Consider the following 22,322-nt stretch of genomic DNA (forward strand, 5'->3'; position numbering starts at 1 on the left):
CCTGATCGCCGTCACCCGCCCCGACGGCCAGCAGACCCTCGCCGCCTACACCGACCGCCTCAGCCTGCCCGTCACCGTCACCGAACCCGGCGGCGCCACCTGGCAGCAGACCTACGGCCCGTCGGGCGAACGGCTCAGCCTGACCGACCCACTCGGCGCCACCACCCGCTACACCTACGACGAGCTCGGGCACCTCGCGTCGATCACGAACGCCCTGGGCGACGAGACCCTGATCCGCTGCAACCCGGCCGGCCTGCCCGTGGAGGTCACCGAGCCCGGGGGCGCGGTCACCCGGTACGGCTACGACGCCTTCGGCCGCCTCACCAGCACCGCCGACCCACTCGGCCACACCACCCGCACCACCTGGACGGTCGAGGGCCGCCCCGCCTCCCGCACCGCTCCCGACGGCCACACCGAGACCTGGACCTACGACGGCGAGGGCAACTGCCTCACCCACACCGACCGACTGGGCCGGACCACCACCTACGAGTACACCCACTTCGAGACCCTCACCGCCCGCACCACCCCCGACGGCGCCCGCCACGAGTACGTCTACGACGCCGACATGCGGTTGGTCGCAGTGCTCGACGCGCTCCGCCGCCAGTGGACCTACCGGTACGACGAGGCCGGCCGGCTCGTCGAGGAACGGGACTTCGACCAGCGCGTCGTCCGCTACGAGTTCGACGCCGCGGCCCAGGTGGTGGCCCGCACCAATCCGCTCGGCCAGGTCCTCCGTTTCGCCTACGACGTCCTCGGCCAGACGGTCCGTCAGGACGCAGACGGTCGGGTCACCGAGTACACGTACGACCTCGCAGGCAACCTGGTCCGCGCCGTCGGTCCCGACGCCGACGTGGTCCGCACCGTGGACGCCCGCGGCAACGTCCTCACCGACACGGTCAACGGCCGCACGGTCGGCAACGCTTACGACCCGCTCGGGCGGCGCATCCGCCGCACCACCCCGTCCGGACATGTCAGCGAATGGCAGTACGACCGGTCCGGCCGGACCGCCGCACTCGCGGTGCCCGGCGGAACGCTCGACTTCACGTACGACCTCGCAGGTCGGGAGCAGCGGCGTGCCATCGGCGGCATCGCGGTGCACAGCGACTGGGACCCGAACCGGCGGCTGACCGCCCAGAGCGTCCGAACCGGCGAGCGGGAGCTCCAACGGCGGTCCCACGCCTACCGGCCCGACGGCAACCTCCTCGTGGTCGACGACCAGTTGGCGGGCGCCCGGAGCTACGGTCTCGACCCGGTCGGCCGGGTCACCGCCGCCACCGGCGTCGACTGGGCCGAGCACTACGCGTACGGCCCCGCCGGCGACCTGGTCCACGCGGACTGGCCCGCCGCCGGCGCGAGCAGCGCCGCCCGAGGCGAGCGCGGCTATTCGGGAACGACGCTGACCACCGCCGGACGGGTCCGCTACGAGTACGACGCCGCCGGCCGCACCGTGCTCCGGCAGGTCACCCGGCTGTCCAGGAAACCCGACACCTGGCACTACACCTGGGATGCCGAGGACCGGCTCACCGGCGTCACCACACCCGACGGCGCCGAGTGGCACTACCGCTACGACCCGCTCGGCCGACGCACCGTCAAGCAGCGGCTGGAGAACGACGCCGTCGTCGAGCGGACCGACTTCGACTGGGACGGCGCCACCCTCGCCGAGCAGACCACCCACGCCCCCTACCTGCCCGGCCCGCACACCATCAGCTGGGACCATGCCGGGCACCGGCCGCTTGCCCAGAGCGAGACCATCACGGTGCAGGACACCGTCGACCGTCGCTTCTTCGCCATCGTCACCGACCTGGTGGGGACCCCCACCGAGCTCATCGACCCCGCCGCGGCCACCATCGCCTGGCGGGCCGTCAGCACCGTCTGGGGCACCACCACGTGGCCCGGCGACAGCAGTACGTACACGCCGCTGCGCTTCCCCGGCCAGTACTTCGACCCCGAGACCCGCCTGCACTACAACCTGCACCGCTACTACGACCCCGAGACCGCCCGCTACACCTCACCGGACCCGCTCGGTCTCGCCCCGGCACCCAACCCGGTGGCCTACGTGGTCAATCCGCACACCTGGTGCGACCCCCTGGGCCTGTCCCCGCACCCGCCGGAGGGAGACGCCGAGCGCTACCCTGGCGTCGGGACGATCGTGCACGACAGGGGCGTGCACATCCAGATCTACTCGAACGACCACGCGCCCGCACACGCCCACGTCAAGGGCGGCGGCGCAGAGGTCAGGATCGGCCAGAACGGAAAGCCGCTGGCCGGCGACCCCGAGCTCTCGCCCAAGCAGCAGAAGGTGGTCGACGAGCACCTGCAGACCATCCGCAGGAACATCGCCGCCTCGATGGAACGGCACCGGAAGTAGGGACGATGGAACACCCGGACGACCAGCCGGAGCTCGCCGCGGCGGTGCGCGAGCTCGCGGCGGCCGTCAGCGAACCCGCCGGCGACGCTGCCGACGAGCACCGGCGCTGGGAGCTGTACCAGCGCGGGGCCGACCTTTCCTCCGCCCGCCCGGCCCTGGCCCGCGCCATCGCGGCCGAGCCGGTGCCGTCCCTCGCCTCGGCGGTGGTGGTCATGCTGCTCCCCGACGCCGACCCGGAGGAGCGGCTCCGGCTGGTAGCGCTGCTCCCCTCCTCCGTCCGCCGGTTCGCCCTCGACCGCGCCCGTGAGCTGGCCGTCCTGGACACCCTCCACCGTCCGGACGGCCCGCCCGGGTTCACCGCGGACGAGGTCGTGACCTGGTCCGACTGGCTCCAGCGCCGAGCGGCCGAAGCGTCCGCCGACCCACGCCTGCTGACCCTGCTGGCCGATCAGGGTCGCACCAAGCGCATCCGCAGCCTCGCTGCCGCCACCCTGCGCGAGCAGCACAGGCGCACGGAAGAGCGATGACCGACCGTCAGAACCGCCAGGGCACGGCCGCGGTCCCGCCATGACCTTCCTCGAACTGGAGATCAAGGCCAAGGACTGGAGCCAACTGCGCTGCGGCTGCGGCCAGTCGGGCGCCCACCTCGCGGACGACCTGCTGCGCCTGGCGCAGCAGGTCGACGACGACCCGCACGGCGCGCGGCCGTTCGTCGGGCACGCCTTCTCCGACGTCGTCCTGTTCGAACCCGCCCCGGCGATCGTCCCGATCGCCCTGGCCGCCCTCGCCGAACTCCGATCCCCCACCGTACGGGGCCGGTTCCTCGACCTCCTGCTGTAGCTGGTGGCCGGCGACGGCACCGCGACCGAGATCGCCCGCGAGAGACGGGACCTCGAAGAGGAGTCCCTCACCGCCTGCCAGGACGGAAGCTGGCTGCTCTACGCGGAGTTGCTGGCCGCCACCTCGACCGACCTCGCCACCCGGGCATTCGAGGTCCTCACGGCCATGGAGGACGACCACACCCGCCTCGAGCGCCTCCTCCGCATCGCGGGCGACGCCGTCGACCACTACGCGAAGCCGCCTTTCCAGGACCTGTAAGCCCCGGTCTCCCGTGCCGGACAGCACCGGGGCTCAGCGATCGGCCGCCGACGGCATCGGCGGATGCGGCCGTTCCGGAACACGGTGCAGGTGCTGCCCGGCCGTGGCGGCGGCCTCCGAGCCGTGCGGGAACCCCGTGGAAAGGAGCTACCGCCCGTGATCACCTTCCAGTTCACCCGGCGCCCCGACCAGGGCGACCCGAGCGGCTTCGACCTCGGCGACATGACGGTCTCGGGGCCGGACTCCTCCGCGGCCTCGGCCGGGCTGACACCGGATCAGGGCATGATGATCGTCCCGTCGGTGGGGCTGCTCCTCGACCAGGTCCGCGACCTGGTCGCCGCCGGCCGGGGCGCGGTCACCTTCCACGGCATCGACTCCTCCTTTCGCCTCGACTTCACCGCGGCCAAGGGCGCCGTCGCCGTCACCGTACGCAAGCGCGCGATCGGCACCGTCCCCGTCACCGAACTCGTCGATGCCCTCCGCACGCCAGCCGAGGACTTCGCCCGCACCGAACTCCCCCGCCTCCCCGCCTCCCCGCCGACGACCCCACCCATGACGACTTCGCCTCCTCCCTCGCCGCCTTCCGCACCCTCGGCCCCTGACCGGCGGCCGCCGTTGCGGACGGTGGTCAGGGGTTGGGCACCAGCGGCATCGGCGGGTGTGGCCGTTCCGGGAGGCGCTGCAGGCCCTGCTCGGCGGTGGTGGCCGCTTCCGCGCTGTTCGGGAACTTGTCCACGACCTGCTGCCAGATGTCCCGCGCCCGGTTGAGGTCGTCCTCGCGCCGTTGCCGGTCGTGGCGGGTGCCGGTGGCCCTGGCGGCTCGGGCTTCCAGGCTCAGGGCGAGATGCGCCCACTCGGCCGGGTTGCCGCCGGACCGGTCGAGGGCGGCCTCGAAGTGCGGGATCGCCTCGTCGAACCGGCCCCGGCGGTAGGCGATCCAGCCGCAGGTGTCCTCGCAGTCGGCCAACTGACCTCTGCCCAGCCCGGCATGCCGGGCCCTCCCGAGCTCCTCGTCCGCGAGCCGCTGGGCCTGTTCGAGCCGGATGCCCTGCTCGGCCAGGTACCCCGCCTGACGCATCGCCAGCATCACCCGCCGACCCCGCAGCCGCCGCGCGTCGTCGGTGCCCGCGCTGCGCGTGAGTTCCTTCGCACAAGCCGCCCGAGCTTCCTCGAAGGCTCGCAGCACGGCGTCCGGACATTCCTCCTCGGCCAGCAGCTCGGCGAGCCGGTCGCGCCGCCGGGCCTCGCCCGGGCCACCGCAGTCGGCGGCCAACGCGGCCCGCAGCGCGGCGACGGCACCCTTGTTGTCGCCGAGCAGGTGCAGGATCTCCGCCTCCGCCTCGTGCATCCCTGGATCGACGGCGCGGTGCGGACCCGGCTCGCGGGTGATGGCGGCCAGCTCATGGAGCGCCTTCTCCAGCAGCCGCCGCCGCTCCTCGCCGGCGCGGCTCCCGGCCTGCCGCCGGTAGGTGTCGGCGAGTTCGCACCGCGCCCGGTCCCGCTCCGAACCGGCCTGCAGGAGTTCGACGAGCCGCCGCAGATGCTGCTCGGCCAGCTCGTACTGGGCCAGGTCGCGGTAGATCCCGGCCAGGGTGAAGCGCGGGAAGGCGTACAGCGGGGCCAGCCGCAGTGCGTCCAGGCAGTCGGGAAGGGCGTCGGCAGCGCGGCCCATCGCGGCGTACACCTGCCCGCGCCCGGCGAGCGCGCGGGCCCGGGTGGGCAGGTGCGGGGGTTCGCCGACGAGTTCGATGACCCCGGAGTCGGTGTCGATCGGGACCACCACCGGCGGCTGTTCGAGCACCCTGGTGTAGGCGTCGATCGCGTCCCGGTGCAGCCGGTCCGCGGTGCGCCGATGCCCGATGCTGCGCCGCGAGTCGCCGAGCGCTGCCTGCACCTCGGCCCACTCCACCTGCCACAGCAGCGGCATCCGCATGCCGTCGGGCAGAGTGGTGTCCACAGCCTCGCCCAGGCATTCGGCGGCCCACCCCAGATGCCGCCGCGCGGCCTCCGAAGCCGGGTGCGCGGTGGCCAGTCGGAGGTGCAGCCGCCCCAACTGCCGGGCGACCAGCCGCATTTCGGGCAACTCGGCGGACCACGTCGCGCGCAGCTCCTCGATCTCCTCGATGGCCGCTCGCAACTGCTCCCGGCCGGTTGACCGCCCGAGGTCGCCGGCGGCCGCGTTGGCCCGCATCCAGGCCGACACCCAGCGCTCCCGGGGCCGGTGGTCCCAGGTGGTGCACGCCTCCGGTCCGGCACGCAGATCGGCGGGGCTCATGTCCGGCAGGTAGGGGTAGTACGCGGTGCCGGCCGCAGCCGCCCGCCTCGCCGAGCCGACCTGCTGCGACCTGCCCAACGCCGCGTAGAGGGCGTTCATGCGTCGGTGCAGGGCCCTGTTCTCCGGGCACTGCGTGAGCGCGATGCCGGCCAGGCCGAGCGCTCCGACGACGTCTCCGTTGAACCGGCAGGCCAGCGAGAGCGCCAGCCAGGGTTCGGGGTCGTCCGGATCCCGATGGGCCGCCACCAGAATGGCACCGGTCTCGAACTCGCTGCTCCACAGGTCGTTCGAGGTGAGGCGTGCCATCCCCTTCAGAGCCTCGGCCTGACGGGGATCGCGGGTCAGCGCGGCCAGGTACCGCTGCAGCGCCTTCTCTCGGCTCACCCGGATGTCCCGCTCGTTCGGGTTGTTCGCGGAATCCTCGATCAGCTTCCCGACCCTGGCCTCGATGTCCCCGGTGTTCGCGCCCCACTTCAACGCCGCCCGCTGATGACGCTCGGCGTTGGCCCGGTGCCTCCTGCGGATGGGGCCGGATCGCAGACCGGCGAGCTCCCGCTCGCACTCGGCCTGCTCCAGGTGCACGCTTGCCACCCGATCGGACAGCGGCCGCACCGCCGACAGCTCGCCGCCGACCACCAGCCGACGGGCCCGCTCGTCGTAGAGGGCCCGCATCACTCGCCGCAGCAGCCGGTTCGCCTCCGACACTTCGGAGCGAACCGATCGCCGGTCCTCCGATCGCCAGTCCTCCGATTCCCGGTTGCGGGCCCGGCGCAGGAGCGACAGACCGAGCCAGTACGACGCCAGGGCCCGTTCGCCCGAGTTGTCCGCCGCGGCCATGGCCGCCCGGGCCGACTGCACCGCCTGCGCGAGCAGCTTCTCCCGGACTTGCCGGTCCTCCTCGCGGGCGGACCGGTCCAGGTAGGTCCGGGTGAGCTGGAAGCGGGCGGGTGCGAGACCGGGGTCGAGGTCGATCGCCCGCCACCAGAGCCGAGGCGCCGCGTCCTCGATGACCGCCGACACCGGCAGATCGATGGCCGCGCGTACCCGGTCCTGTTCGCTCTTGACCGTCCCCAGGTTGTGGTAGGCGGCGGCGTACCGGGGACTGTGCACCAGCGCGGCTCGGAAGTGCTGCTCGGCGCGGTCGAGGTACAGGAGGTCGCCCTCGTGCAGGAAGTGGTCGTAGCACTCCAGCCCGTCGACGAGCATCTCGAAGCTGTGCACGTCGGCGCCGACGGCGTGGCCCTTGGGCTGCTCCAGCTGAATCCGATGGGCGAGTTTGCGGGCCAGCACCGCCCCCGCCCGGCGCAGGTCACCGTCGATCTCGGTCTGCTCGGTCCAGCTCTGGTGCCGGCCGCCGGATCGGCCCGCCACCGCGACCAGCATGCCCCGGCTCTCCAGCAGGGAGCCCTGCATGGCCTGACCGAGCATCCGCGCGAACAGTGTGAGCACCGCTCCGACCTGGAGCTTGAACGGCCCAAAGGCCACCGTGCCCACCTCAGTGGGTTTGATCTCGGCGCCGAGCCCGGCCGCCGCCACCCCGGACCGGAACGGCACCCGCGACAGCACGACCCGCGTCGTCTCGCCGCGGTCGCTGGCCGGTTTGAGCACGTCCGCCGGCTGGTAGACCGGCTCCTGCGTCACCAGGTCGCGGATCCGTCCGAGTTCACCGTCGAGCTGTTCGGCGAAGCCGACCGCGACCTGCTCCGCCTCGTCCCGGTGGGCTCCGCCGACCAGGTTGCGGAACGGCAGGATGCGGACCGTGCGGAAGCCGCGCAGGCTGACCGCGATCAGGAAGGCCCCCACCAGCAGGGCCAGCTCGGCGGGCACGGTGCCGCGCCAGTGCGCCGCCCGGTCGGCGACACCAGCCAGCGCGATGCCGGACAGCGCCACACCCAGGATCAGGACGAACAGCCTTCCCCCGAAAGCCCAGCGGAACAGTCGCGCCAGCCTTCGCAGACGCCTCGCACCATAGGGGGGCCAGCACCACACCACGCGGGCCGACTCTCGCCACAGGTGCTTCATCGAGGAAATGGCTCGCTCCTCTCCCGTCTGCCTGTCCTTCCAGGCTCTCCCCGGCTGCAGCAGCCGTCAATCGCTCCGTCCCTCGATGACCCCGGACGCGAGATCCCCGTCCGCCGAGCGGATTCGATCTCTAGCAGGGCCCCGCAAAACGCCGAACGGCGGAGCCGAAGTCAGCTCCGCCGTACGTCACATGACGGACCGTCAGCCGCGGGTGGCCATCGCGCGCAGGAAGAAGGTCAGGTTGGCGGGGCGCTCCGCGAGGCGTCGCATGAAGTAGCCGTACCACTCCTGCCCGTACGGCAGGTACACCCGCATGGTGTTGCCGGCCTCGGCGAGGCGCAGCTGCTCCTCGGGGCGGATGCCGTAGAGCATCTGGTACTCGAACGACGAGACGTCGCGCTTGTTCCACTCGGCCAGCTGGCCGGCGATCTTGATCATGTTGGGGTCGTGGGAGGCGACCATGGGGTAGCCCTGACCGGCCATCAGGACCTTGAGGGCGCGGACGTACGCGAGGTCGACGTCGCGCTTGCCCTGGAAGGCCACCGACTCGGGCTCCTTGTAGGCGCCCTTGCAGATCCGGACCCGGGAGCCCTCGTGGGCGAGGTCGCGGCAGTCGGCCTCGGTGCGGCGCAGGTAGGCCTGGAGGACGACGCCCAGCCAGGGGAAGTCCGCGCGCAGCTCGCGGGCGATGGCCAGGGTGGAGTCGGTGGTGGTGTGGTCCTCCATGTCGAGGGTCACCGTGGTGCCCGCGTCGGCGGCGGCCTCGCAGATCCGGCGGGCGTTCTCCAGCGCGATCTTCTCGCCGTCCACCGGCAGGAACTGGCCGACCGCGGAGAGCTTGACCGACACCTCGGCGTCGGCGGCCAGGCCGGTCTCCTTGAGCGCGGTCAGCAGGTGCTCGTAGGCCAGCGCGGTGCCGGCGGCCTGCTCGGCGTCCTTGGTGTCCTCGCCGAGGTGGTCGAGGGTGACCTTGCGGCCGCTGGCGACCAGCGCCTCGGTCGCGGTCACGCCCTGGTCCAGCAGGTCGCCGGCGATGAACCGCTCGACTATGGCGTGGGTGGGCGGGAACTTCTCGACCATGGTGCGCACCTGCGGGGAGCGCGACGCGGCGAGGAGGGCGGAACGGAGCATCGGGACTCCCGGAAGGCGGATCAGCTGGAGGGGGACGGGCGGCGGCGCGGGGTGGTGCGCCGCCGCCCGGGGGGCCGTCGGTCCGATGGGACGTCAGCCCGAGGGGGCGTCAGCCCATGTGCGGGTAGCGGTAGTCCGTCGGCGGGACGAACGTCTCCTTGATGGACCGGGTGGAGGTCCAGCGCATCAGGTTCTGCTTGGCGCCGGCCTTGTCGTTGGTGCCGGAGGCCCGCCCGCCGCCGAAGGGCTGCTGGCCGACGACGGCGCCGGTCGGCTTGTCGTTGATGTAGAAGTTGCCGGCCGCGTTGCGCAGCACGTGCATGGCGTGCTGCACGGCCTCGCGGTCCTGGGCGATGATCGAGCCGGTCAGGCCGTAGGACGACACCGACTCCATCTGCGCGAGCATCTCGTCGTACTTCGAGTCCTCGTACACGTGCACGGCGAGGATCGGGCCGAAGTACTCGTCCCGGAAGTACTCCGCGGCCGGGTCCTCGCAGACCAGGACGGTCGGGCGGACGAAGTAGCCCACCGAGTCGTCGTAGCTGCCGCCGGCCAGGATCTCGACCTTCGGGTCGGCCTTGGCGCGGTCGATGGCGGCCTTGTTCTTGGCGAAGGAGCGGTCGTCGATGACGGCGCCCATGAAGTTGGCCAGGTCGGAGACGTCGCCCATGGTGAGCCACTCGACCTCGTCGCGGAAGTCGTCCTTGAGGCCGGCCCAGATCGACGCCGGGACGTAGGCGCGGGACAGCGCCGAGCACTTCTGGCCCTGGAACTCGAAGGCGCCGCGGGTCATCGCGGTCTTCAGCACCGCCGGGTCGGCGGACGGGTGGGCGACCAGGAAGTCCTTGCCGCCGGTCTCGCCGACGATCCGCGGGTAGGTGCGGTAGCCGGAGATGTTCTCGCCGACCGAGCGCCACAGGTGCTGGAAGGTCGCGGTGGAGCCGGTGAAGTGGATGCCGGCCAGCGCGGGGTGCTTGAGGGCGACCTCGGAGACGTCCAGGCCGTCGCCGGTGACCATGTTGATGACGCCCTTGGGCAGGCCCGCCTCCTCCAGCAGCCGCATCAGGTAGTGCGCGGCGAACTGCTGGGTGGGGGACGGCTTCCAGATCACCACGTTGCCCATCAGCGCGGGCGCGGTCGGCAGGTTGCCGGCGATCGCGGTGAAGTTGAACGGGGTGATCGCGTAGACGAAGCCCTCCAGCGGGCGGTGGTCGCTGCGGTTCCACACGCCGTCCGAGGAGATCGGCTGCTCGGCCAGGATCTGCCGGGCGAAGTGCACGTTGAAGCGCAGGAAGTCGACCAGCTCGCAGGGGGTGTCGATCTCCGCCTGCTGGGCGGTCTTGGACTGGCCGAGCATGGTGGCGGCGGCCAGCGTCTCGCGCCACGGGCCGGCCAGCAGGTCGGCGGCGCGCAGGAAGATCGCGGCGCGGGAGTCGAAGGAGAGCGCCTGCCAGGCCGGCGCGGCGGCCAGGGCAGTGTCGATGGCCTCGCGCGCGTCGTCCTGGGTGGCGTTGCGCAGCGTGCCGAGCCGGGCCGCGTGGTTGTGCGGCTGCACGACGTGGAACTCGGAGCCGCCGCCCATGCGGCGCTCCCCGTTGATCGTCATGGTGAGCTGGATCGGCCCCTGGCCGCCCAGCTCCTTCAGCTTCGCCTCCAGGCGGACCCGCTCGGGGCTGCCCGGGGCGTAGCTGTGGACCGGCTCGTTCACCGGCGCGGGGACCTGGGTCACAGCATCCATGGCGCGCACGCTCTCCTTCTCGTCATGGGACGCCGGCGAGGGTCACACGCCGGCCATGAAGAAACGCTATTCCCCGATCCCACCGGCAACTGTTGGCCGCGCCGCCAAAGTCCCCCGCACGCCGTTGTCCGCCCGGACGAACACCGTCACGCCGAGGTCACGGCCCTCCGACGCTGTCCGACTCACTAAACTCGGGGCCGGGACGTTGTCCGACCCGACGAAGGAGGCGCGGTGACCGGTCTGCCGCTCCGCCAACTGCTGATGTCGCTCGGCGAACCCCTGGTCGAACTCCAGGCCGCCCCCGCCGGGCTGGACGTCCCGGTCCGCGACGTGGCCATCCTCGACCCGGAGGACCCGCCCACCGCCGCGCCCGGCGAACTCGTCCTCGCCATCGGCGCCCGCGGCCGCGCCGCGCTCCCCGCCCTGCGCGCCGCCGGACGGGCCCGGGCCGCCGCCGTCGCGGTCAAGCTCGACGGGCCCGGCCAGGCCGACGCGCTGCGCGAGGCCGCCACCGAGGCCGGCGTCGCGCTGCTCTCGGTCCGCCGGGAGACCCGCTGGGAGCACCTGGACTCGCTCGCCCGGGCCATCATCGCCGGACCGGACAGCGCCCCCGACAGCGGCGACGGCGCCTCCGGCGACCTCTTCTCGCTCGCCCAGACCGTCGCGGTCCTCACCGGCGGCATCGTCTCGATCGAGGACACCTCCAGCCGGGTCCTCGCCTACTCCCGCTCCTCCGACTCCGACGAGGTCGACGACCTGCGCCGGCTCTCCATCCTCGGCCGGCAGGGCCCCGAGCCGTACCTCTCCAAGCTCCGCGAGTGGGGCGTCTTCTCGCACCTGCGCGACTCGGACGGCGCGATCGAGATCGCCGCCCACCCCGAACTCGGCATCCGCCGCCGCCTCGCCATCGCGATCCGCTCCGGCGCGCAGCCGCTCGGCACCATCTGGGTCCAGGAGGGCGCCCAGCCGCTCGCCCCGCACGCCGAGCAGGCCCTGGTCGGCGCGGCCCGGGTCGCCGCCGCCCAACTGGTGCGCCGCCGCCGCGAGCTGTCCGCCGACGTCCGGCTCACCCAGACCCTGCTCACCGGCCTGCTGGAGGGCTCCACCGGCCCCCAGTCGCTCGCCACCCACCTCGGCCTCGACCTGCGCCGCCCCGCCACCGTGCTCGCCTACGCCCCCGCCGCCACCGACGACCGGGACGCCGAGCTCAGCCGCGACGAGGTCACCGGCCTGATCTCCGTGCACACCGCCGCCCGGCACCGCGGCGCGCTGCTCGCCCCCGTCGACTCCCGGGTCTACGTCCTGCTCCCCGAACTCCCGCCCGGCCTGCCGCTCGCGACCCTGCGCGCCTGGGCCCAGGAGACCGTCGACGCCGCCCGCGACCACCTCGGCATCCCGCTGCGCGCCGCGATCGGCCCCACCGTCGACACCCTGGGCGAGGTCCCCGCCTCCCGCGCCCAGGCCGACCGCATCCTCGACGCCATGGGCCGCGGCGGAGTCGTCCCGGACGTCGCCGCCCTGCACGACGTGCAGGCCGAGGTGCTGGTCTCCGAGGTCCTCGCGCTGCTGCAGGACCGCCCCGAACTGCGCGACCCCCGGCTCAGCGCGCTCACCGCGTACGACGACCGCCACCACACCCGCCTCGCCGAGTCGGTCCTCGCCTACCTCGACGCCCTCGGCGAGGTCCGACACGCCGCCGACGCCCTGCACATCCACCCCAACACCCTGCGCTACCGGGTGCGCCGGGCCGAGCAGCTGACCGGCCTCGACCTGACCCAGCCCCGGCAGCGACTGCTCGCCATGCTCCAGCTGAGGCTGGACGAGAGCTGAGAGCACGAGGCCCCGCACCCCTGGCGGAGGTGCGGGGCCCGGCGTGTTCTCAGCTCAGGTGACGGTGCGTCACATCCGGTGCCACGGGCCCGTGATCGCCAGCATGATGCCCGGCTCCTGGATGTTCGCGAACAGCGTCCGCCCGTCGTGCGAGAAGGTCACCCCGGTGAACTCGCTGAACTCCGGCGCCTCGGCGGTGCCGAGGTTGAGCTCGTTGCGCGCCAGCGCGTAGGTCCTGCCGTCCTGGGTCACGCCGAACAGGTGCTGGACGCCGACGCCGTCCTCGGCGATGATCAGGCCGCCGTGCGGCGAGACGGTGATGTTGTCCGGGCCGTCGAAGTTGCCGTGGTCGGCCCAGACGTCGTCGTTGACGCCGAGGATGACCTTCAGGGTCAGCGTGCGGCGCACCGGGTGGTAGAACCACACCTGGCCGTCGTGCTGCAGCGGCGACTCCTCGCGGGCGAAGGAGGACACGAAGTAGATGCCGTTGTCGCCCCACCACATGCCCTCGAGCTTGCGGGCCCGGGTGATCTCGCCGTCCTTGAACTGCTTGCGGATCGAGGTGGTGCGCGCGTCGCGGTCCTGCACCTTGACCCAGTCGGCGCCGTACGTGGTGCCGGGCTTGGTGGCCCGGGACAGGTCGTCGACCAGCTTGCCCTGCGCGTCGAACGCCTTCAGCGCCTCCAGCACGCCGGCGTCGGCGGCCAGGGTGCGCAGCCTGCCCTTGCCGTGCCGGAAGCCGGCCGGCGGGGTCCAGCGGTAGAACAGGCCGTTCGGCTTGGAGGCGTCCTCGGTCAGGAAGGCGTGGCCGCGCTTCTCGTCGATCACCACCGCCTCGTGGGCGAACCGGCCGAAGGCCTTGACCGGCTGCGGGTCGCGGTTGGCGTCCTGGTCGTGCGGGTCGACCTCGAAGACGTAGCCGTGGTCCTTGGTGAAGCCGTTGGTGCCGGCCTTGTCCTCGGTCTCCTCGCAGGTCAGCCAGGTGCCCCACGGGGTGGCGCCACCGGCGCAGTTGGTCGCGGTGCCGGCGATGCCGACCCACTCGCGGACCTGGCGCGGGCCGTGGCCGTGCCCGTGGCCGGACACCTCGACGACGGTGCAGCCGCCGGCCGCGGCCGGGTCGTAGACGTGGCCCTCCAGCAGCGGCACCGGGTGCGGCCACTTCGAACGGGCGCCCGCCAGCTCGTGGTTGTTCACCAGCAGGGTCGCACCGTGCCGACCCTCGAACGCGGCGGTGCCGTCGTGGTTGCTGGGCGTGGACTCGCCGGTGACCAGGGTGGTCCGGCCGGTCCGGGTGATGATCTCGTACGAGAAGCCCTTGGGCAGCGCCAGGATGCCGTCCGGGTCGGACACCAACTCACCGTAGCCGACCGCGTGGTGACCGCCCTTCGCGAACGCGGCCTCCCCGCCGGCCGGCGCGGCGATCGCCCCCGGCGCGGTGGCCAGCACCTCGGCGCTGCCGGCGATCAGGACACCGGCCCCGAGCATGGTCGAACGGTTGACGAAGTCCCGACGGGACAGCGACATGGCGGTCACTCCTGGAGGCGAGGGGATGTGCATCGGTGACCGACAGACAACGGGCCAGGTGTGAACCGTGGGTGAACCGGACGCAGCGTCAATGCGCCCATTTACCAACAAAAGACGAGCCCATGGGCAAGTCTTTACCGACGCGGCTGGTGCTGGGTACGCTCGACCCGCCACTGCTCCCACGCCGTCAGCCAGGCGTCCTCCGTGCCCGACGGCAGCTCCGGCGTCCCGCCCGCCCACAGCCGCTCCCACGCCCGCTGCGCCGGCAGGCTCGGCACCTCGCTGGCGAACACCGTGTACCGGACGACCTCCTCCACCGCCGCCGACCCCTCCGGCGTCCCGGTCAGCCAGTCCGCGTGCTGCGCCAGCCGGGTCAGGTGGTTGACCATCGAGGTGACCGCCTCGGTCGCCTCGTCCCGGGACTCCGACGCCAGCCGCATCTGCTGCCGCACCGCCGCCTCCCAGCGCACCGGCCCGGCCTCCCCGCGCAGCCGCCGCGGCAGCCGGGGCGGCCGCCCGGCCCGCAGCTGCGCCTCCATCGAGACCGCCTCCGCCACGCTGTGCTCCACCACCTCGCGGTGCGCCTCCAGCCCGGCGACGCTCGGCAGCTCCCGCTCCTCCAGCGGTACCCGGCGGTCCTCCTGACGCTCCGCCAGCCGCCGCAGCAGCGCGGTGCGGCCCAGCACGTACCGCTCGAAGTCCTCGATCCGGCGCAGCTCCACCCCGCCCGGCGGCACCCCGCGACCGGTCACCGTCACGGTGATCCCGTCCACCCGCAGGCGGCCCGCCCACACCGCGCCGTACCCGGTGCCCGGCCGCTGATCCTCGTGGACCTGCACCGCCCGCGGCTCGCCCTCGACGGTGATCCACTCCCGCAACGCCCGCACCCGCCCCGGGCCGTCCCCCTCGTCGATCTCCAACTGCTCGTACAGGCGGTCGCGTTCGTCCTCGACCACGTCCTCCAGCTCCGGCAGCGCCCGGCCCCGCTCCGCCCCCGGCCGGTAGGTGCGCACCGTCACGTACGGCCCCTGCGCCGAACTCCAGTCCCCCGAACGGATCTCCACCCACCCGAGCTCGCCGTTGGCGATCTCGTACTCCGCCAGCGCGTCCCGGCACGGCGGCGCGTCGCCCTCCGCGCACGCCCCCTCGACCGCCGCGTGGTCCAGCGCGAAGACCGGGAAGTCCGCGCCCGCCAACACCCGCCGGCTGTACGCCTCGTGGTCGGAGTAGAAGTCCTCGGCGTCCCACGGCCCGCTCGTGCGCTGCCTCTTCATCCCTCGCCGCACCCCCGGCACTAGCCTCACGAAGTTCCCTACCGGGCGGGCCCGGCATCGCCCCACGATAAGGCCCCACCCACCTGTCGGGCCATCAGCTTCGGCCTACTTCCACCCCTGGGGAGGACAAAGAGCCGCCCGTTCCGGGAGCACCGGTGGTTCACCCCTTGGTGTTGCGCAGCGACCGGGCCTTCACCGCCGCGCGGCGGGCCTCCTTGGCGACCTTGCGGTCGAGGTGGAGTTCACCGACGGCTTCGAGGACCTCGACCGTCATGGGGTGCGGGACCCGCCAGACCTCGCCGAAGTAGCTGGCCGGGTCGTCGGTGACCGGGAGGTCCGCGACCAGGGCCTGGAGGCGGCCGCCCTCGCCGGCGGTGATCAGCAGCACCGCCGCCATCGAGTCGACCACCCGCCACAGTGCGACGGGGCGCTCCGCCGCCGCGACATCGGAGCCCCGGGCGCGCAGCCACTCGCGGGCGAGGCCGCCGAGCTCGGGGTCGTCGACGACCTCCGCGACCGCGGCGGTGGCGTCCTGGCCGAGCTCGCCGAGCGCGGCCACGCAGTAGTAGCGGCGCACCGGCGACTGCACGTCCCGGCCGCGCGCCCCGCCCAGCAGTTCCCGCGCCGCCTCGGCCGGCTCGCGCGCGGACAGCCAGGCCTTCAGCTCGGCCTCGGGCAGCAGGTTGGGGTTCTCCGCCAGCGCCCGCAGCAGCTCGGCGCCGCTACTCTCGGCCAGGTCGCCGACCAGCGGGGCGTCGTAGCCGTCGGCGATCAGCCACTCGCGGACGGCGTACTGGCCGAGGGTGGTGAGCCGGACGGTGCCGAACCGGGCGGCGTCCTCCTCGGTGAGCGGGCTGTCGGTCTCCACGGGTCCGGCGGCCCCGCCCGCGTCCTCCTCCTCGAACAGCTCGGGGTCGATCGGCCGGTGTTCGAGCAGTCCGAGTTCGGCGAGGTCGGCGAGCATCGGGTCGAGGACCACCATCACGTCGGTGATCTCGCCGAGCATCTCCTCGTCGGGCTCCTGCCCGTCCGGGACCACCAGCAGCGCGGCCAGCACGCCGAGCGGGAGGGTCTCGGCGCCCGGCTCGGCGAAGGCGGTGGCCTCGTAGAGCACGTGCATCGCCTCGTCGAGGAGTTCGGCCGCCTCCTCGCGGGCGCCCTCCACCTCGGCCAGGCCCTCCTCCGCCTCCTCGCCGGCGGCCTCGCCCTCGGGGGCGCCGTCCGCGGAGCCGTCCGCCTCGGGGTCGACGGACTCGGCCTCGACGGCCAGCTCGCGGACCAGCTCGGCGGCCTCGAACCACAGGCCGAGCACCGCCTCCGGCTCGCCGGCCTCGACCGCCTCCAGGTCCGGGCCGGGGATCGCGACGTGCGCGCCCTCCTCGGTGGTGCCGGTCTCGATCAGGTCGAGGTCGCAGGCGAGCGCCCAGGCGCGCAGCGCCTCGACCACCTCGTCCTCGGTCGGGTCGGCGGCGCCCAGCATCCGGGCGGCCTGGACGCGGTCGGCGTCGAGGAGTTCGCCGTGCTCGTCCACCTCGCGGTGCGGGGCGATCCAGCGGGCCAGCGCCACCACCTGGGCGATCAGCGGGACGGCGAGCGCGGAGGCGGCCAGCTCCCGGTCGTCGGGCAGCACGATCGGCGGGACCAGCACCGCCGCGTCGTCCGGGTCCTCGTCGCCGCTCTGCGCGCCGTACAGGTCCGCCAGGTCGTAGTCGGCCGGCAGCAGGCCCTCGCCGGCGTCGGACGGCTGGTCAGGGGTGAAACGGCTACGTCCGGCCATCGCGCGCTTTTCTCCCGTACTCGCTGGAGGGACCGCCCCCGGGAGGCGCCCGCGGCTCGCGAGCCGGGAACGGCGGTGCGGACCGACGCGTATCGGTCCGTCAACCCAGCGTATCCGGCGCCAGGGCCTGTCGCCTGAGCTGCGCGAGCGTCCCCCCGAACGAGTGGGACCGACCCGCCGAACGAGTGTCCGGGGCACGTATCCTTCGATGGGCGCCGTGCACCACCCTCGCGCGTGCGCCCCCGGGGCGACGAAGCCCCGACCCCCGTTCACGCACACCCGCACCATTCGGGTCCCGTCGCCGTGCCGCCATCCTTGGCCCGGCCGCGCCCGGTGGCGCCCTGGCCACAGGAGACCCCTGCCATGGCGGACCTCTCCCCCGCCGGCTCCGGCCTGAGCACCGCTCAGTACGCCGGACGCCGACTGTCGGAGGCCCTGCTCCCGCTGGAGCTCGCACCTCGCAAGCAGCTCCAGCTCGCCGCGATCAGCCGCTGGAACGCGCTGCGCGGCATCCGGGTCGGCCTGGTCGCCGGCGCGCTGCTGCTCCTGCTGATCGGCGCCAACCTGGCGACCCCGATCTACCCGGTGCTCCAGCAGCGGCTCGGCCTGACCCCGCTCGACACCACGATCCTCTTCACGGTCTACGTCTTCGCGCTGGTCCCGGTGCTCGCCGCGGTCGGCCACTGGTCGGACCACCTCGGACGGCGCGCGCTGATCCTGCCCGCGCTCGCGCTGGCCGCCGTCGGCGACGCGGTCTTCGCCACCGCCGGCTCGTTCTGGCAGCTCGCCGCCGGTCGCGCGGTGCAGGGCGTCGCGGTCGGCCTGTCCACCGGTGCCGCGGGCGCGGCCCTCGGCGACCTGCTGCCCGACCGGCCGACCCTGGCCGCCAAGCTCACCCTGGCCTGCTCGGCCGGCGGCGTCGCCCTCGGCCCGCTGGTCGGCGCCGCGCTGGCGGGCGGCCCGGACCCCCTGATCGGCCCGTTCCTGCCGCACGCCGTGGCGCTGCTGGCGCTGTGCGTGCCGCTCGCCCTGGTGCACCCGCGGATGCCCGGCTCGGTGCGGCCGCCGGCCTCCCCGCCGCGCATCACCACCCCGGCCCACCTGCGCCCGCAGCGGCTGCGGCTGCCGCGGTCGGGCCGCCGCGAGTTCCTGCTGGCGTCCGGCGCCGGGTTCGTCTCGTACGCGGTGTTCGGCGTCTACCTGGCGCTCGCCCCGGCCTTCTCCACCACCCTGCTGCACACCGGCTCCCGGATGGCCGGGGCGGGCGTCGCCGCGCTGCTGCTCGGCTCGTCCGCCGCGGCGCAGCTGCTGGTGCCGCCGACCGCCGACCGCGTGGTGGTGGCTCTCGGCCTGACAGGTCTGGCGGGCGGACTCGGCCTGCTGACCCTCGCCGCGGCCACCGGCACGCCCGCGCTGCTGTTCATCGGCAGTGTGCTGGCCGGAACCTGCCAGGGCGTCGCGTTCCGCTCGCTGTTCACCAGCGCGGTCGCCGCCCTCGACCCGGCCCGCCGCGGCAGCGAGCTGTCCACCCTGTGGATCATCGTCTACCTCGGCTCCTCCGCCCCGATCATCGCCGTCGGCGCCCTCACCCGCGCCTACGGCCTCCTCCCCGCCGTCACCACCTTCGCCCTGCTCGCCGCCACCGCCGCCCTGGCGCTGGCCGCCGCGGTCCTGCGCGGGCGCCGCTGACGGTGCGTCGGAAGGCCGGAGCAGCGCGGCTGCTCCGGCCTTCCCGTCTCCTGTCGGAGCGTCAGCCGCAGAAGGCGTGGTCGATCAGCGAGACCACCGCCGGGTAGAAGACGGCGCCCTTGGCGGGGTCGTACGGGGTGGCGGAGAGGGCGAGCTGGCGGGTGCCGTCGCGGGTGCCGAAGACGAAGCTCGCGTAGCCGAGGATGCCGCCGGAGTGGCCCCACACGGTCGTGCAGGAGAGCCGGAGCTGCTCGGTGCCCAGGCCGTAGCGGGTGGGCGGGAACTCGTCGCCGGGGACGGTGGTGGTCAGCTCGGCGAGCTGGGCGGGGGCGAGCAGGCGGCCGCCGAACAGGGCCGCCTGGAAGCGGGCCAGGTCGTCGGTGGTGGAGATCAGCTCGCCGGAGGCGCCGGCCATCGAGGGGTTGATCTCGGTGACGTCGGCGGGGCCGGTGGAGAGCGGGAGGTAGCCGTGGCTGTGCGGGCCGGGGATCGCGGTGGCGGTGCCCGGCAGGTAGGTGTGGCGCAGGCCGAGCGGGCGCAGGATGCGCCGCTCGACCTCGGTGCGCCAGGAGTGCCCGGTGACGGCGTCGACCAGCTTGCCGATCAGCAGGTAGTCGGTGTTGGAGTAGTGCCAGCCCTGCCCGGGCGGGAAGTACGGGGCGTGCCGGGCCGCGACGGCGATCAGTTCGTCCGGGGTGTGGGTGATCCAGCGGCCGGTGTCGAGGATCCTGCGCACGTCGTCCTCGGTCTCGTGCGCGAACTGCGGGTCCTCGGTGTAGTCGTAGATCCCGGCGGTGTGGCTCATCACCTGGCGGACGGTGATCGTGTCGCCGCCGGGGTACGCGCCGGGCAGGTAGCGCTCCAGCGGGTCGTCGAGCCGGACCCGGCCCTCGGCGGTGAGCTGGAGCAGCACGGTGGCGACGAAGGTCTTGTTGACGCTGCCGGCCCGGAACTCGCCGTCCAGCGGGGCCGGGTCGGTGGAGTCGAGGGCGCGCAGCCCGGAGCCGCCCCGCCAGGCCACCCGGCCGTGGTCGCGGAGTTCGGCGACGGCGCCGACCGCGCCGCCCTCGGTGGTCAGTGCGTCCAGCCCGTGCTGCAGTGCGGCCCGGTCGGTGCGGGTGGTCGTGGTCGCGGTCGCGGCCCCCGCCACCGGGGCGAACGCCAGCACGCTCGTCCCGGCGAGCAGGGCGGCGGCGAGCCGCAGCGCGGTGCGGCGGACGGTGCGGTGCTCGGTCATCTGATCCTCCTGGGAAGGTGGGCCGGTCCCCTCGGCCGGGCCCACCTTCGCCCGCCGGCACCCGCGGCCGCGTCACCCCCAGGAGCCAAGCCCGACCGCCGCCGCTACCCCCCTGGTGCTACGGACCGCCTCATACCGGTGGGAGTTGACGACCCGTCACCCCCGGACACGCGCGAGGGCGCGGCGCCCCCTCGGAGAGGGGAGCGCCGCGCCCTGCGGTGGCGACGGTGCGTCAGACGTTGAAGCCGAGCGCGCGCAGCTGCTCGCGGCCGTCGTCGGTGATCTTGTCGGGGCCCCACGGCGGCATCCAGACCCAGTTGATCCGCAGGTCCTTGACCAGACCGTCGGTGGCGGTCTTGGCCTGGTCCTCGATCACGTCGGTGAGGGGGCAGGCCGCCGAGGTGAGGGTCATGTCGATGGTGGCGACGTCGTCCTCGTCGATGTGGATGCCGTAGATCAGGCCGAGGTTGACGACGTCGATGCCCAGCTCGGGGTCGACGACGTCCATCAGGGCCTCGTGCAGGTCCTCGACGGAGACGGTGCCGGCGGTGGTGAAGGCACCGGGCGCCGCGGCGTCCACCGCTTCGGCCGCCTCGACCGCCTGGGTCTCGTTCTCACTCATGGATTCGGTGTCCTTCGTCCGTCAGTCGGTGATCTCGGGCCGGCCGGCCAGGGCCTTGGCGGTGGCGTCCTTCCAGGCCATCCAGCTGAGCAGGGCGCACTTGACGCGGGCGGGGTACTTGGAGACCCCGGCGAACGCGACCGCGTCCTCCAGGACCTCCTCGTCGCCCTCGGACTGGCCCTTGCTCTGCATCAGCTCCAGGAAGGCCTCCTGGATCTGCTGGGCCTCGCCGACCGGCTTTCCGACCACCAGGTCGTTGAGCACGGAGGCGGAGGCCTGGCTGATCGAGCAGCCCTGCGACTCGTAGGAGACGTCGGCCACCACCGCGCCGTCGAGCTTCACCCGCAGGGTGATCTCGTCGCCGCAGGTGGGGTTGACGTGGTGGACCTCGGCGTCGCCGGTCCGCAGCCCCTTGCCGTGGGGGTTGCGGTAGTGGTCCAGGATGATCTCCTGGTACATGGAGTCGAGCTTCATGGAGCAGCCACCTCAGCCGAAGAAGTTGCGGACGTGGTGGAGGCCGTCGATCAGCGCGTCGACCTCGCCCGGCGTCGAGTACAGATAGAACGACGCCCTGGTGGTCGCCGGAATTCCGTACCGCAGGCAGACCGGCCGTGCGCAGTGGTGGCCGACCCGCACCGCGATGCCCTGCTCGTCGAGCACCTGGCCCACGTCGTGCGGGTGGATGTCGCCGAGCGTGAAGGAGATCGCCGCGCCGCGGTCGACGGCCGTGCGCGGGCCGATGATCCGCAGGTCGGGGACCTCCAGCAGGCGCTCGATCGCGTACTCGGTGATCGCGTGCTCATGGGCGGCGATGCGCTCCATGCCGATCCCGGACAGGTAGTCGATGGCCGCGCCGAGACCGACCGCCTGGGCGATCGGCGGGGTGCCGGCCTCGAACTTGTGCGGGGCCGGGGCGTAGGTGGACGAGCCCATGGTGACGGTCTCGATCATCTCGCCGCCGCCGAGGAACGGCGGGAGGTCCTCCAGCAGCTCCTGACGGCCCCACAGCACGCCGATGCCGGTCGGGCCGACCATCTTGTGGCCGGTGAAGGCGACGAAGTCGGCCTCCAGCGCCTGCACGTCCAGCACCATGTGCGGGGCGGCCTGCGAGGCGTCGATGCAGACCAGCGCGCCGACCGACTGGGCCTTGCGGACGATGGTCTCCACCGGGTTGACCGTGCCCAGCAGGTTGGACACCAGGGTGAAGGAGACGATCTTCGTCTTCTCGGTGATCAGCTCGTCGATGTTGGACAGGTCGAGCCGGCCCTCGTCGGTGAGCCCGAACCACTTCAGCTTCGCGCCGGTGCGCTGCGCCAGCAGCTGCCACGGCACGATGTTGGAGTGGTGCTCCATCTCGGTGATCACGATCTCCGAGTCGGCGTCCACCTTGTACGGCTCGTCGGCCCAGCCCAGCATGTTGGCGACCAGGTTGAGCGACTCCGAGGCGTTCTTGGTGAAGATCACCTCGTTGCGGCTGGGCGCGTTGATGAAGGCCGCGACCTTGTCCCGGGCGCCCTCGTACAGCGCGGTGGCCTCCTCGGCGAGCACGTGCACGCCGCGGTGGACGTTGGCGTTGTGCTGCTCGTAGTAGGCGTTCAGGGCCTCCAGCACCTGGCGCGGCTTCTGCGAGGTGGCCGCGTTGTCCAGGTAGACCAGCGGCTTGCCGTCGTGCAGTCGGCGCCCCAGGATCGGGAAGTCCTTGCGGATCGCGTCGCCGAACTCCTGTGCCAGGGC

At 73.2% G+C, this 22,322-nt stretch carries 16 protein-coding genes; 6 read left to right on the plus strand and 10 right to left on the minus strand.

The window, feature by feature from the left end; translation table 11 throughout:
• From ACWD4U_RS32305 to ACWD4U_RS32320, 4 genes are all read left to right on the plus strand, one after another.
• A partial coding sequence (locus ACWD4U_RS32305) for an RHS repeat-associated core domain-containing protein (protein ID WP_363460933.1) occupies positions 1-2,368 on the plus strand: 2,368 nt, incomplete at its 5' end.
• Positions 2,369-2,373: 5 nt separating this feature from the next.
• Positions 2,374-2,895: a hypothetical protein gene (locus tag ACWD4U_RS32310; RefSeq protein WP_363460935.1), complete on the plus strand. Its 522-nt coding sequence runs from the start codon at positions 2,374-2,376 to the stop codon at positions 2,893-2,895.
• A 40-nt stretch (positions 2,896-2,935) separates the two neighbouring features.
• On the plus strand, positions 2,936-3,208 hold the full coding sequence (locus tag ACWD4U_RS32315; protein ID WP_363460937.1) for a hypothetical protein: 273 nt from the start codon (positions 2,936-2,938) through the stop codon (positions 3,206-3,208).
• 3 nt (positions 3,209-3,211) lie between these two features.
• Complete coding sequence (locus ACWD4U_RS32320; RefSeq protein ID WP_363460939.1) at positions 3,212-3,466, plus strand: hypothetical protein; 255 nt, start codon at positions 3,212-3,214, stop codon at positions 3,464-3,466.
• Positions 3,467-4,094: 628 nt separating this feature from the next.
• Here ACWD4U_RS32320 and ACWD4U_RS32325 read toward each other — a convergent pair.
• The 3 genes from ACWD4U_RS32325 to pruA form a co-directional block, all read right to left on the minus strand.
• Entirely contained in the window at positions 4,095-7,631 is a 3,537-nt protein-coding gene (locus ACWD4U_RS32325; protein ID WP_363460941.1) for a hypothetical protein, read from the minus strand.
• 333 nt (positions 7,632-7,964) lie between these two features.
• Positions 7,965-8,894, minus strand: a complete 930-nt coding sequence (locus ACWD4U_RS32330; protein WP_363460943.1) for a proline dehydrogenase family protein — start codon at positions 8,892-8,894, stop codon at positions 7,965-7,967.
• Positions 8,895-9,003: 109 nt separating this feature from the next.
• Positions 9,004-10,632: an L-glutamate gamma-semialdehyde dehydrogenase gene (gene pruA, locus ACWD4U_RS32335; RefSeq protein WP_363460945.1), complete on the minus strand. Its 1,629-nt coding sequence runs from the start codon at positions 10,630-10,632 to the stop codon at positions 9,004-9,006.
• A gap of 231 nt (positions 10,633-10,863) precedes the next feature.
• On the opposite strand from pruA, the gene ACWD4U_RS32340 reads away from it, so the two are divergent.
• Positions 10,864-12,462: a PucR family transcriptional regulator gene (locus ACWD4U_RS32340; RefSeq protein WP_363460947.1), complete on the plus strand. Its 1,599-nt coding sequence runs from the start codon at positions 10,864-10,866 to the stop codon at positions 12,460-12,462.
• 69 nt (positions 12,463-12,531) lie between these two features.
• On the opposite strand, the gene ACWD4U_RS32345 is transcribed toward ACWD4U_RS32340, so the two are convergent.
• From ACWD4U_RS32345 to ACWD4U_RS32355, 3 genes are all read right to left on the minus strand, one after another.
• Positions 12,532-13,989 carry an alkaline phosphatase PhoX gene (locus ACWD4U_RS32345; protein WP_363460949.1) on the minus strand — a complete coding sequence of 486 codons (1,458 nt, stop codon included), beginning with the start codon at positions 13,987-13,989 and terminating at the stop codon, positions 12,532-12,534.
• Positions 13,990-14,123: 134 nt separating this feature from the next.
• Positions 14,124-15,263: a hypothetical protein gene (locus ACWD4U_RS32350; protein ID WP_363460951.1), complete on the minus strand. Its 1,140-nt coding sequence runs from the start codon at positions 15,261-15,263 to the stop codon at positions 14,124-14,126.
• Between the two features lie 160 nt (positions 15,264-15,423).
• A complete protein-coding gene (locus tag ACWD4U_RS32355) occupies positions 15,424-17,040 on the minus strand; it encodes a hypothetical protein (protein WP_363460953.1) in 1,617 nt (538 codons plus the stop codon).
• A 363-nt stretch (positions 17,041-17,403) separates the two neighbouring features.
• Between ACWD4U_RS32355 and ACWD4U_RS32360 the strand changes: the two genes are divergently transcribed.
• The gene (locus ACWD4U_RS32360; RefSeq protein ID WP_363460955.1) at positions 17,404-18,729 is read left to right on the plus strand and encodes an MFS transporter; all 1,326 of its coding nucleotides are present in this window, start codon (positions 17,404-17,406) and stop codon (positions 18,727-18,729) included.
• A 61-nt stretch (positions 18,730-18,790) separates the two neighbouring features.
• Here the strand turns inward: ACWD4U_RS32360 and ACWD4U_RS32365 are convergent, their stop codons facing one another.
• The 4 genes from ACWD4U_RS32365 to ACWD4U_RS32380 all read right to left on the minus strand — a co-directional run bounded on the left by ACWD4U_RS32365 (position 18,791) and on the right by ACWD4U_RS32380 (position 22,319).
• Complete coding sequence (locus tag ACWD4U_RS32365) at positions 18,791-19,966, minus strand: serine hydrolase domain-containing protein (RefSeq protein ID WP_363460957.1); 1,176 nt, start codon at positions 19,964-19,966, stop codon at positions 18,791-18,793.
• A 232-nt stretch (positions 19,967-20,198) separates the two neighbouring features.
• Complete coding sequence (locus ACWD4U_RS32370; RefSeq protein WP_363460959.1) at positions 20,199-20,588, minus strand: metal-sulfur cluster assembly factor; 390 nt, start codon at positions 20,586-20,588, stop codon at positions 20,199-20,201.
• 21 nt (positions 20,589-20,609) lie between these two features.
• Positions 20,610-21,062, minus strand: coding sequence for a Fe-S cluster assembly sulfur transfer protein SufU (gene sufU, locus ACWD4U_RS32375; RefSeq protein ID WP_363460961.1), 453 nt, complete (start codon positions 21,060-21,062; stop codon positions 20,610-20,612).
• 12 nt (positions 21,063-21,074) lie between these two features.
• On the minus strand, positions 21,075-22,319 hold the full coding sequence (locus ACWD4U_RS32380; protein ID WP_363460977.1) for a cysteine desulfurase: 1,245 nt from the start codon (positions 22,317-22,319) through the stop codon (positions 21,075-21,077).
• Positions 22,320-22,322: the final 3 nt, after the last annotated feature.

This window comes from Kitasatospora sp. NPDC002522, from assembly GCF_053595195.1.